Annotated in this window: 2 protein-coding genes and 1 pseudogene; all 3 read right to left on the bottom strand. The window is 73.1% G+C overall.

Going from position 1 to position 13,444, the window contains the following annotated elements; all coding sequences use genetic code 11:
• A partial coding sequence (locus tag ACP4J3_RS49840; RefSeq protein ID WP_426544784.1) for a SpnB-like Rossmann fold domain-containing protein occupies positions 1–803 on the bottom strand: 803 nt, incomplete at its 3' end.
• Positions 789–10,349, bottom strand: a pseudogene (locus ACP4J3_RS49835) (SDR family NAD(P)-dependent oxidoreductase); the annotation flags it as partial. The gene ACP4J3_RS49840 and the pseudogene ACP4J3_RS49835, both read right to left, overlap by 15 nt.
• Before the next feature lie 146 nt (positions 10,350–10,495).
• The coding region (locus tag ACP4J3_RS49830; protein WP_426544782.1) for a type I polyketide synthase at positions 10,496–13,444 on the bottom strand (2,949 nt) is incomplete at its 5' end.

The raw sequence follows: 13,444 nt of genomic DNA, 5'->3' as shown, positions 1-13,444 counted from the left end.
GTGTCGGGTCCGCGGCGGCTGGTGAGCAGCAGATGCCGTACGCCATGCTGCTCGACCAGATGCCGGGCGACCAGTGACCCCAGCGTGCCGGTGCCGCCCGTCACCAGCACCGTCCCCTCGGGAGCGAACTCGGGAGCCGCCGCTGCGTCCGGCGTCGACGGCTTCGACAGCCTCGGCACGTGGGTCACGCCCGCGCGCGCCGCGAGCTGCGGTTCACCCGCGGTCAGGGCGGCGCGCAGAGCCGCGGTGGACAGGCCGCCCGGGGCGTCCACGTCGGCGAGGACGAACCGGTCGGGGTTCTCCGACTGGGCGCTGCGCACCAGGCCCCAGACCGACGCGCCGGCCAGGTCGGGCACGTCCTCGTCGTCACGGACGGCGACCGCGCCCCGGGTGAGCACCACCAGCCGCGAGGAGGCGAGCCGGTCCGTGGCCAGCCATTCCTGGAGCAGGGCGAGCACCCGACGGGTCTCGCTCCGCACCCCTGCCACCGGCGCAACGCCGGGATCCGCTCCAGCCGCAGTGAACACCACGTCCGGCACCGGGTCCCCGTCCTCGACCGCTGCCCGCAACGCCGCCAGATCCGGGTACGACACAACCGTGCCGTCGGCCGGCAGCGCGTCCGCGTCGCCGAGAACGGCCCACCGAGCGGTCGCGGACTCCTGCCCGGCCGGAGCCGGAAGTTCGGTCCAGCCGAGCCGGTACAGTGCGCCCGCCCGGGAGGCCGGGGCCAGGCTCGCCGCCGTGACCGGCCGGAGCCGCAGCCCCTCGACCGAGACGACGGGCTTCCCGGAACCGTCGGCCACCTCCAGGGCCACCGCGTGCTCGCCCATGGCTGTCAGGCACACCCGCAGCGTTCTGGCACCGTCGGCGTGCAGCACGACACCGTCCCAGGAGAACGGCAGCAGCACGGCCGCCTCCTGTCCCGAACCGCGAGCGTGCAGCGCCACGGTGTGCAGTGCCGCGTCGAGAAGGGCCGGATGCACACCGAACCCGGCCACTTCCATGTCGTCGGGCAGGTCGACCTCGGCGTAGTACCGCTCGCCGTCGTGCCAGGCGGCCTTGAGGCCCTGGAACGCGGGGCCGTAGCCGAGGCCGAGTGCAGCGAACCCGTCGTACAGGTCTCCGGTGTCGACCGCGGTGGCGGCCGGCGGCGGCCAGGAGCTCAGGTCGAACGCGGCGGGAGCGGCGTCGGCCGTGAGCAGCCCGGTGGCGTGCCGGGTCCACTGGGCGTCCGGGTCGTCGCCGTCGGGCCGGGAGTGGACGGTGAGCGTGCGGTGCCCGCGTGCGTCGGGCGCGCCGACGACGGCCTGCAACTGGACACCCTCGGGTCGGGAGAGCACCAGGGGCGCCTCCAGAGTCAGTTCGTCCACCCGGGGGCACCCGGACAACTCGGCAGCGTGCAGGGCGAGTTCGGCGAAGGCAGCACCCGGCAGCACCGCGCTCTCCAGCACCGCGTGATCAGCCAGCCAGGGGTGCGTGCGCAGGGAGATCCGGCCCGTCAGCACGTGCCCGTCCCCCTCGGCGAGCCGGACCGCCGCACCCAGCAGCGGGTGCCCGGTGCTTGCCAGCCCGGCCGCCCGGACGTCGCCCGCACCCGCGCCCGGCTCCAGCCAGTAGCGCCGGCGCTGGAAGGCATACGTCGGCAGGTCCGGGGACGTCGTGCGCGGCTCGGGGAGCGCGGCACCGAAGTCGACGGCGACGCCGTGGGCATGGGCGTGTGCCAGGGCGGAGAGGAACTCGCGGGCACCGTCCTTGTCCCGGCGCAGCGTTCCGATCGCCGCGCCTGGCACGCCCGCGTCTTCCAGGTGCTGCTCGACGCCGATGGTCAACACGGGGTGCGGGCTGGCCTCGACGAACAGCCGGTGGTCGCTGTCCAGCAGCGCACTGGTGGCCTTCGCGAGCTGCACCGGCTGCCGCAGGTTGCGGTACCAGTAGCCGGCGTCGAGCTCGGCCGTGTCGAGTTCCGCGCCGGTGACCGTGGAGTAGAACGCCACGCTTCCCGTGCGGGGGGTGATGCCGTCGAAGAGGTCGAGCAGCTCGTCGCGGATGGCTTCCACGTGCGGGGAGTGGGAGGCGTAGTCGACGGTGATCAGCCGGGCCCGGACGCCGTCGGCCCGGCACTGCTCGACGAACTCCCGTACCGCGTCCGGATCACCGGCCACGACAGTCGCCCGCGGCCCGTTGACCGCCGCGACCCCGACCCGGCCCTGCCAGCCGGCGGCACGCTGCTCCACCTCGTCGGCGGAGACCGGCACCGAGGCCATCGCCCCCGATCCGGCCAGTGCGGTGAGCGCTCTGCTGCGCAGTGCCACCACGCGGGCGGCATCGTCGAGGGACAGGCCGCCCGCGACGTAGGCCGCCGCGATCTCACCCTGCGAGTGCCCGACCACCGCGTCGGGTCGCACGCCGTGGGCCGTCCACAGGTGGGCCAGCGAGGTCATCACCGCGAACAGCGCGGGCTGTACGACGTCCACCCGCTCCAACTCGGGGGCCCCGGGGGCGCCGCGGAGCACGTCGACGAGATCCCAGCCGGTGTACCGGCCGAGCGCCTCGGCACAGGCGTGCAAATGCTGCGCGAACACCGGAGAGGAGTCCAGCAGGTCCAGCGCCATGCCCTCCCACTGGGAGCCCTGGCCGGGGAAGAGAAACACGGTCCTGCCGTGCCCGGCGCCCGCCACGCCCTGGATCACGTCGGGGCCGGGTTCTCCCGCGGCGAGCGCCCGCAGCCCCGAGACGAAGTCCCCGGGCTCGCGGCCGAGGACCACAGCCCGCCGCTCGAACGCTTCCCGGTGCGTCACCAGCGCGTGCGCCACGCCTGCCGTGCTCACCTCCGGGTGCTCCTCGGCAAACGCGGCCAGCCGGCCGGCCTGGGCGCGCAGCGCCTCTTCCGTACGGGCGGAGACCGGCCATGGCACCGGACCGCCGACGCTCTCCACAGGCCCGGCCGGTACCTCCGCGGCGGAACCGGCTTCGAGAATCAGATGGGCGTTGGTACCGCTGATGCCGAAGGCGGAGACCGCGGCCCGCCGGGGCCGGTCGGCCTCGGGCCAGTCCGTGGCGTCGGTCAGCACCCGTACCGCTCCGGCCGCCCAGTCCACGTGCCCGGTGGGCTGCCCCGCGTGGAGGGACTTGGGCAGGACACCGTGGCGCATGGCCTGGACCATCTTGATGACTCCGGCGACGCCGGCGGCGGCCTGGGTGTGGCCGATGTTGGACTTCACCGAGCCCAGCCACAACGGCCGCTCACCAGGCCGCTGTTGTCCGTAGGTGGCGATCAGCGCCTGGGCCTCGATCGGGTCGCCGAGGGCCGTGCCCGTGCCGTGCGCCTCCACCACGTCGACATCGGCGGGCGTCAGGCCTGCGTCGGCCAGCGCCTCGCCGATGACCCGCTGCTGCGAGGGGCCGTTGGGTGCGGTGAGCCCATTGCTGGCGCCGTCCTGGTTGACCGCCGAGCCCCGGACGACCGCCAGCACCGGGTGGCCGTTGCGCCGTGCGTCCGACAGCCGCTCGACGAGCAGCAGCCCGACGCCCTCACCCCAGCCGGTGCCGTCGGCCCCCTCCGCGAAGGGCTTGCACCGGCCGTCCGGCGCCAGCCCCCGCTGTCGGCTGAACTCGACGAACATCGCGGGCGAGGCCATCACATTGGCACCGCCCGCTAGCGCCATGTCGCACTCACCGCGGCGCAGCGCCTGGCAGGCCGAGTGCAGGGCGACCAGGGACGACGAGCACGCCGTGTCGAGCGTGATGGCCGGGCCCTCCAGGCCCAGCGCGTAGGCGATGCGGCCGGACGCCACACTGCTGGTGGTACCGGTCAGCAGATAGCCCTCCACCGCCGCCGTCGACTGTGCCGGACCGACGCCGTAGTACTGCGTGGCCATGCCGACGAACACACCGGTACGGCTGCCGCGCAGCGTGGCCGGCCGGAGACCGGCGCGCTCCAGCGCCTCCCACGCGGTCTCCAGCAGCAGCCGCTGCTGTGGATCGGTGGCGAGCGCCTCACGTGGGCTCATCCCGAAGAACTCCGCGTCGAAGAGGTCGGCACCCTGGAGGAAACCTCCCTCGTCGACGTAGCTCGTGCCGGTCCGGTCGGGATCGGCGTCGAAGAGCCCGTCCAGGTCCCAGCCGCGGTCGACCGGGAACGGCCCGATCGCGTCCCGCTCCTCGGCCACCAGCTCCCACAGTTCCTCCGGGCTCGTCACACCGCCCGGGAAACGGCAGGCCATGCCGACGATCGCGATCGGTTCCCCGTCCCGCACCGCCGCCCGGGCCGCAGACCCGGGACGCGCACGGTCGCCGCCCGGGCCGACGAGTTCGCCGATGTGCGCCGCGAGCGCCGCCGTCGTCGGGTGGTCGAACACGAGTGTTGCCGACAGCTGAAGACCGGTGGCACCGCTGAGCCGGTTGCGCAGCTCGACGGCGGTGAGCGAGTCGAACCCCAGGTCCTGGAACCGTCGGTCGGCCGGCACCGCGTCCGCACTTGCGTGTCCGAGCGCGTCTGCGACGTTCTGCCGCACCAGGCGCAACAGGAACTCGTCCCGGTCGGCCGCGGACAGTCCGGCCAGCCGCTGCCCCAGAGCCGAGGCACCAGGGCGCGCGGGCCGGGAGCGGCGGGACGCGGTCGACACCACGGCGCGCATTACCGGCGGCAGCGCACCGGCGTCGGCGGCCGCCCGGAACACAGCCCGGTCCAGGCTCGCCGGTACCAGCACCGGCCGGGGGTCGCCGAGCGCGGAGTCGAACAGCACCAGCGCCTCGGAAGTGGCCAAGGGCTTCAGCCCGGTACGGGTGAGGCGGGACCGGACGCCCTCACCGCTGTCTGCCATGCCTCCCTCCTGTTCCCACAGTCCCCAGGCGAGGGAGGTGGCGGGCAGGCCGTGGGCGTGGCGGTGGTGGGCGAGGGCGTCGAGGAAGGTGTTGGCGGCGGCGTAGTTGGCCTGGCCGGGGGCGCCGAGGGTGCCGGCGACGGAGGAGAAGAGGACGAAGGCGGTGAGGTCGTGGTCCTGGGTGAGGTGGTGCAGATTCCACGCGGCGTCGGCCTTGGGGCGCAGGACGGTGTCCAGGCGGTCCGGGGTCAACGACAGCACGGTGGCGTCGTCGAGTACGCCGGCGGCGTGGATGACGGCGGTGAGAGGGTGCTCGTCCGGAATGCCGGCCAGCAGCGCGGCCAGGGCCTCGCGGTCGGCGGCGTCGCACGCGGCGATGGTGACCTGCGCACCCAACTCCGCCAAGTCCGCGCGAAGTTGGTGGGCGCCTTCGGCGTCGGGTCCGCGGCGGCTGGTGAGCAGCAGATGCCGTACGCCATGCTGCTCGACCAGATGCCGGGCGACCAGTGATCCCAGCGTGCCGGTGCCGCCCGTCACCAGCACCGTCCCCTCGGGCCGGAGCGCACGGGGCACCGTGAGGGCCAGCTTGCCGATGTGCCCGGCCTGACTCATGAACCTGAAGGCCTCGGGAGCCTGGCCGATGTCGAAGGCCGAGACCGGCAGCGGCCGCAGCGCCCCGGCGTCGGACAACTCTCCCAGAGCGGCCAGCATCTCCTGGATACGGTCCGGCCCGGCCTCCATGAGGTCGAACGCCCGGTAGCCGACTCCTGGATGCCGCGCCGCGACCTCATCGGCGTCGCGGATGTCGGTCTTGCCCATCTCCAGGAAGCGCCCGCCGCGCGGCAGCAGCCGCAGTGACGCGTCGACGAATTCGTGCGCCAGGGAGTCGAGTACGACGTCCACGCCCCGGCCACCGGTGCCGGTGAGGATCTCCTGCTCGAAGCCGAGGGTGCGGGAGTTCGCGATGTGCCGCTCGTCCAGCCCCTGGGCGCGCAGCACATGCCACTTGCCGGGGCTCGCGGTGCCGAACACCTCCGCACCCAGATGCCGGGCGAGCTGCGTCGCGGCCATGCCGACACCGCCCGCCGCCGAGTGGACGAGAACCTTCTCACCGGGCCGGAGCCCGCCCAGATCCGTCAAGGCGTAGTACGCCGTGAGGAAGGCGATCGGCGTCGTCGCGCCCTGTGCGTACGACCAGCCGTCCGGCACCCGGGCGAGCATCCGGTGGTCGGTGATCGCGACGGGCCCCATGCAGCCGCTGAACAGCCCCATGACCCGGTCACCGGGGGCCAGACCGGTCACCCCCGGGCCGGTACCGGTGACGACACCCGCGGCCTCGCTGCCGATCAGCGCCCGGCCCGGATAGACGCCCAATGCGATCAGCACGTCACGGAAGTTCAGACCCGCCGCCCGGACCGCCACGCGGACCTCGCCGGCCTCCAGCGGCCGTTCGACGTCCGCGGCCACCACCGAGAGGCCGTCCACCGTCCCGGCCGTCCCGACGTCGAGTCGCCACGGCGAACCGTCCCGCGGCACGGACAGAGCCGACGCACCCGCACCGACCAACCGGCACACATGCATCATGTCGCCCCGTACGGCGCACTGCGGCTCACCGGACGCCAGCGCCGCGGGCAGTGCCCGGTACGACGACTCGGCACCGTCCACATCGACCAGCACCAGCCGCCCCGGGTGCTCGCTCTGAGCCGAGCGCACGAGCCCCCACACCGACGCCGCGGCGAGGTCACGGGGCACCTCACCCGTACGGACGGCGACCGCTGCACGCGTCACCAAGGCAAGCCGCGCCGGTTCCAGCTCGGTGCTGCTCAGCCACTCCTGGACCACGCCGAGCACCTGCGCGGTCACGGCGTGGGCTCCGGCCGCAGCATCGGCGCCGTCGGACCAGCACCCGGTCAGCACCACGTCCGGAACGGAGGCACCAGCGGCCACGGCCACCTTCAGCGCCGCCAGATCGGGGTAGACGCAGACCTCGACGCCGTCCGGCGCCGGAACGCCGTCACCCAGCACAGCCCACCGCGAACCCGCGGAGTCCGCACCGGAGGCGTCGGCAGCCGTCCACTCCAGACGGAACAGCGCATCCTGACCCGCCGGGCGGACCGCGGCCAACTGCTCGGCCGTGACCGGCCGGACGGCCAGCGAACCGACGGTGGCCACCGGAACCCCATCGCCGTCGAACAACGCCAACGTGACCGCATCCCGCCCCGCCGGGGACACCCGCACCCGCAGCAACTCGGCACCCGCCGAGTGCAGCGCCACCCGCGACCAGGAGAACGGCAGCCTGGCCTGCGCCCGCTCACCGTTGCCCTCGTGCAGCACCGCCGCCTGCAACGCCGCGTCCAGCAGTGCCGGATGGAGACCGAAGCGGACGGCGTCCACGGCATCGTCCGGCAGCGCCACCTCCGCCCAGACCTCGTCACCGTGCTGCCAGGCGGCACGCACACCCCGGAAGACGGGACCGTACGAGAGACCGATGTCCTCGAACTGCCCGTAGAGGTCCGCCACGTCCAGGGGCACGGCCCCGGCAGGCGGCCACACCTCCGCACCGTACGGAGGCGCCGGCTCCGCGGCCGCCTCCGCGGCGAGCACCCCGGTGGCATGACACACCCACGCGTGCTCGACCTCCCCCTCCCCGGTGGCGTCGAGGCGCGAGTGGACGGCCACGGCCCTGCGCCCGTCCTCGTCCGGCGCCTCGACCTGCATCTGAAGCTGCCGCGCATCCTCCTCGCCCAGCACCAGCGGGGCGTGCAGCGTCAGTTCGGCAACCTCCTCACATCCCACGTGCCGAGCCGCCTGGAGGGCCAACTCGACAAAAGCGGTGCCCGGAAGCAGCACGGTGTCCAGCACCACATGCTCCGCGAGCCAAGGGTGCGTCCGCACCGAGATCCGGCCGCTGAGCAGGCACGCGTCCTTGTCGGCCACGGAGATCGTGGCACTCAGCAACGGGTGCGCGCTCGCGCCCAGGCCTGCGGCGGCCATGTCCCCGGGGGATGTGGGAGCTTCGGGCCAGTAGGGGTGGTGTTGGAAGGGGTAGGTGGGGAGGTCGGTGGGTGGGGTGGTGGGGAGGATGGTGGGCCAGTTGAGGGGGGTGCCGGTGGTGTGGAGGTGGGTGGCGGTCGTGAGGGGGTCCGTTTGTGGGGTGAGGTGGATGTGGGTGGTGGTGTTGAGGTGGTCGAGGGTTTGGATGCCGTGGTGGTAGCGGACGGGTTGGCGGATGTGGTCGGTCCAGTAGTGGGGTGAGGTGAGCTGCTCTGAAGTGGCGATCTCACCGGTGATGTTGGAGATGACGGGGATCCGCGGTGCGTGGTAGGTCAGGCCGGCCGCCACGGTGTGGAAGTCGGTGAGGATGGGGTCCATGTGGGGGCTGTGGAAGGCGTGGCTGACGGGGAGTTGGTGGGTTTTGCGGCCGTGGTCTTTCCAGTGCTGGGCGAGGGCGAGGACGGCGGGGGTGTCGCCGGAGATCACGGTGGAGGTGGGGCCGTTGATCGCGGCGATGTCGACGCCGTCGGTGAGGTGGGGCCGTACCTCGTCCTCGGTGGCCTGTACCGCAACCATGGCGCCGCTTGCGGGCACGGATTGCATGAGGCGGGCGCGGGCGGCGACGAGGGTGCAGGCGTCGGGCAGGGAGAGGACGCCGGCGAGGTGGGCTGCGGTGATCTCACCGAGGGAGTGGCCGATGAGGTAGTCGGGGTGTGCGCCCCAGTGTTCGAGGAGCCGGTACAGGGCGGTCTGGTGGGCGAAGAGGGCGGGCTGGGTGTAGCCGGTGTGGTCCAGCAGTTCGGCTTCCGGGGTGCCGGGTTCGGCGAACATCACATCCCGCAGCGGCCGGTCGAGGAGCGGGTCGAGGTGTGCGCACACCTCGTCGAGGGCGGCGGCGAAGACGGGGAAGGCGGTGTACAGGTCGTGTCCCATGCCGGGGCGCTGGCTGCCCTGTCCGGCACACAGGAAGGCCACCTTCCCGACCGGACCAGCCGTTCCCTGAACCACGTTGGGCGCGTGCTGCCCGCGGGCGAGGGCATCCAGCCCGGCGAGCAGTTCGTCGGTGGTGGTGCCGGTGACCGCGGCCCGGTGGGTGAAGTGGCTGCGCCCGGTGGCCAGGGTGGACGCCACCCGCACCGCATCTGTATCGGTGGCGGCCACGAAGTCCCGTAGACGTGCGGCCTGTTCCCGCAATGCGGGCTCGGTCTTGCCGGACAGCAGCCACGGCACCACCGGCAGCGCGGCCTCGACCGGCGTGTCCTCGACGGCGGGCGCAGCTTCCAGGATCACGTGCGCATTCGTCCCGCTGATCCCGAACGAGGACACCGCCGCCCGCCGCGGCCGGTCATCCTCGGGCCAGGCGACGGGCTCGGTCAGCAGCCGTACCGCCCCTGCCTGCCAGTCCACGTGCGGGCTGGGTTCATTCACGTGCAGGGTTCGCGGCAGCACCCCGTTGCGCATGGCCTGCACCATCTTGATGATTCCCGCGACTCCGGCGGCGGCCTGGGTGTGGCCGATGTTGGACTTCACCGATCCCAGCCACAACGGCCGCTCACCAGGCCGCTCCTGCCCGTAGGTGGCGATGAGGGCCTGTGCCTCGATCGGGTCCCCCAGTGTGGTCCCCGTGCCGTGGGCTTCGACGGCGTCGATGTCGGCCGGGGTGAGGCGGGCGCTGTCCAGCGCGGCCCGGATCACCCGCTGCTGGGAAGGCCCGTTCGGTGCGGTCAGGCCGTTGCTGGCGCCGTCCTGGTTGACGGCCGAACCGCGGACGACCGCGAGTACGGGGTGGCCGTTGCGGCGGGCGTCGGAGAGGCGTTCCAGGAGCAGGAGGCCGACGCCTTCGCCCCAGCCGACGCCGTCGGCGGAGTCGGCGAAGGCCTTGCAGCGGCCGTCGGGGGCGAGGCCGCGCTGGCGGCTGAACTCGGTGAAGATGGTCGGGGTGGCCATCACTGTCACCCCGCCCGCGAGCGCGAGCCCGCATTCTTCGTTGCGCAGGGACTGGCAGGCCAGATGTACGGCCACCAGGGAGGACGAGCAGGCCGTGTCCAGGGTGACGGCGGGTCCTTCGAGTCCGAAGGTGTACGACACCCGACCCGAGGCCACGCTGGCCGACGCCCCCGTGACCAGATAGCCCTCGAAGGCCTCCAGGCGGCCCGTCAACAGGCGTGCGTAGTCCTGGCCGTTGGTGCCGGTGAAGACGCCGACGGGCTTGCCCTTGAGAGCCTCCGGCACGATGCGGGCGCGCTCGAACGCCTCCCACGACGTTTCGAGCAGCAACCGCTGCTGCGGATCCATGGCCAGCGCCTCACGGGGGCTGATCCCGAAGAACTCCGCGTCGAACCCGGCGGCGTCGTCGACGAAGGCTCCCTCACGGGCGTACGTCCGCCCAGGGCTGTCGGGATCGGCGTCGTACAGGGCGTCGACGTCCCAGCCGCGGGCGGCAGGGAACGGTCCCATGGTGTCCCGGCCCTCGACCAGCAGCTCCCACAGCCGCTCGGGTGTGGTGGCCCCGCCGGGGAAGCGGCAGCTCATCGAGACGATGGCGATCGGCTCGCTGCTCTTGGCCTCGGCCTCCTCCAGACGCCGGTAGGCCTTCTTGAGGTCGGTGGTGGCCCGCTTCAGATAGGTGCGCAGCTTCGCCTCGTTCGCGGTGGCGGCGTCCCCGCCCGGAACAGTGTTCATCGGACCTCATCAACTCCAGAGATGCCGAGCTCGTCGAGGACGTCGAAGAGCTCGTCGTCGGTCACCGATTCCAGGTCGTCCGCCGTCGGCTCGGCCGTCTCGTCGTCCGGTGCGACCATGTCGTCCAACTTCCGTAGCAGGAGCCGCAGTCGGGCCGCCGCCTTGGCGTGTGCCGAGTCCTCCGGCGGCATGGCCAGGAGCCGGCTTTCCAGCTCGTCCAGCCCGGCCAGGGCCGGCGGCGCCGCGTCGCCGACCGGCTCGTCGACGAGCTGCTCCCGCACGTACTCCACCAGCGCCGCGGGGGTCGGACGGTCGAAGACGACGGTGACGGGCAGCCGCAGCCCGGTCGCGCTGGTCAGCCGGTTCCGCAGGTTGACGGCGATCAGCGAGTCCAGGCCGAGGTCCCGGAAGGCCCGGTCGGGGTCGACGGAACTCGTCGAGGCATGGCCGAGCGCCGCGGCGATCTGACCGCACACCAGATCCAGCAGCGCCGCACGCTGGTCTTCCGGGGACAGACCCGCCAGCCGCCGGGCGAGCGACGGCCCCGCGGCACCGGCCCGCCGCGCGGGCACGCGGACGAGTTCCCGCAGGACGGGCGGCACCGGCGCGTCGCCCAACCGATCGCGGACCGCCCCCGTGTCGAGGCCGACGGGCACGAGCGACGGCCGGTCGTCCGACAGAGCCGCGTCCAGGAGCGTGAGCCCCTCGTCGGCGGACAACGGGAGGATGCCGTCGCGAGCGAGCCGCGCCCGCCCGGAGCTGCCCAGTGATTCGGCCATGCCTCCGTCCTGTTCCCACAGTCCCCAGGCGAGGGAGGTGGCGGGCAGGCCGTGAGCGTGGCGGTGGTGGGCGAGGGCGTCGAGGAAGGCGTTGGCTGCGGCGTAGTTGGCCTGCCCGGGGTTGCCCAGCACACCGGCCGCGGACGAGAAGAGGACGAAGGCCGCGAGATCCTGGTCCCGGGTGAGTTCGTGGAGGTTCCAGGCGGCGTCGGCCTTTGCGCGCAGCACCGGGCCGAGGCGCTCGGGAGTCAGCGAGGTCAGGACGGCGTCGTCGAGGACGCCGGCGGCGTGGATGACGGCGGTGAGAGGGCGTTCGGCCGGGATGCCGGCCAGCAGCGCGGCCAGGGCCTGGCGATCGGCGGCGTCGCAGGCGGCGATGGTGACCTGGGCGCCCAACTCGGCCAGTTCTGCCCGAAGTTGCGCGGCGCCTTCGGCGTCGGGTCCGCGGCGGCTGGTGAGCAGCAGATGCCGTACCCCGTACCCGGTGACGAGATGCCGGGCCACCAGCCCACCCAGGACTCCGGTTCCGCCCACCACCAGCACGGTCCCCGCCGGATCCGGCAGGTGGACAGCAGCGTCCGGCACAGCCACCCGGTGCCGGGTCAGCCGTGGCACCAGCAGCGTGCGGTCCCGCACGACCACCTGTGGTTCTCCGCAGGACAGGGCAGCGGCAAGGAGGTCACGGGCGCAGTCCGCACCGTCCAGGTCGACGAGCAGGAAACGGTCGGGGTGTTCACTCTGTGCCGAGCGGCCCAGGCCCCAGGCCGCCGCGCCGGCCGGATCGGCCACGTCGGCATCGGTCCCGTCGCCGGCCACGCCCACCGCGTTCCGGGTCAGCACGGCCAGCCGGGACCCGGCCAATCGGTCATCCGCCAGCCATCCCCGCAGCACTTCCAGCAGATGGCCGGTCGTCGTGTGCGCGGCTGCGGCCGGATCGACGGCGCCCGAGGAGTCGTACGACAGCAACACCAGCTCCGGCGCCGGGACACCCGTGTCCAAGGCGCCCAGCAGCGCGTCCAGATCGGGGTAGATCACCTCCCCCACACTCAGGGGTGAGGAGTCCTTGCCGATGACCGCCCACGGGTCGGCGAACGAACCGGCGGGCGATCCGGCCGGTGCGGTCGCTTCGGGCGTGGGAACCCTCCGCCACGCCAGACGGAACAGCGAGGTGTGCCCCTCACGCTCCCGCAACAGCCGCCGGGGCGGCACGGCACGCAACTCCACGGAGTCGATCGACGCCACGGGCACCCCGAACGGGTCCATGATCTGCACACCGACCACGTCCCGCCCGGCCGGACCGACCCGCGCCCGCAACCTCGCCCCGCCGCGCGCATGGACAGTGACCCCGCCGACCGCACCGAGCGACCGCGCCCGGCGCCCATCCCCGAGATCCGCGCCGTCCGCGGCGCCCAGCACCGCATGCAGTACGGAGTCCAGAAGCGCCGGATGAAGAACGAACCCGGCCGGGTCGGCATCCTCCGGCAGGTCCACCTCCACCCACACCTCGTCGCCACGCCGCCACGCCGCACCCAGCCCCTGGAACACCGGCCCATGACCGAGCCCTGCCCGCAGCAACCGCTGGTAGACGTCGTCAACGTCGAGCGCGACGGCGTCCGCGGGCGGCCACTCGCCCGACTCCGAGCCCTCGGCGGCATCAGCCACCGCACCGCCCGCCGGACCCAGAGCTCCCGCGGCATACCGGACCCACGACATCTCGTCGGCCCCCTCGGGCCGCGCGTGCACGGCGAACGCCCGACGCCCCGCATCGTCGACCTGCCCGACCGTCACCCGCAGTTGAACACCGCCCTCCTCCGGAACCACCAGAGGCTCCTCCACCACCAGCCTGTCCACCCGTCCGCACCCGGTCGCCCCAGCGGCATGGAGCGCCAGCTCCAGAAACGCCGTTCCGGGCACCACCGGGATGTCGTGGACGGTGTGGTCGGCCAGCCAGGGGTGGGTTGTTGTGGAGATGCGGCCGGTGAAGACCGTGCCCTGTCCGTCGGGGAGAACCACGACCGCCCCGAGGAGCGGATGGCCCGTTTCCTCCAGCCCGGCCGCTGTGACGTTCCCCGATGTGGGTGGGGTTTCCAGCCAGTAGGGGTGGTGTTGGAAGGGGTAGGTGGGGAGGTCGGTGGGTGGGGTGGTGGGGAGGATGGTGGGCCAGTT

The organism is Streptomyces sp. UG1, assembly GCF_049974585.1.
Taxonomy (GTDB): Bacteria; Actinomycetota; Actinomycetes; order Streptomycetales; family Streptomycetaceae; genus Streptomyces.
This window is presented reverse-complemented; position numbering and strand designations above follow the sequence as displayed.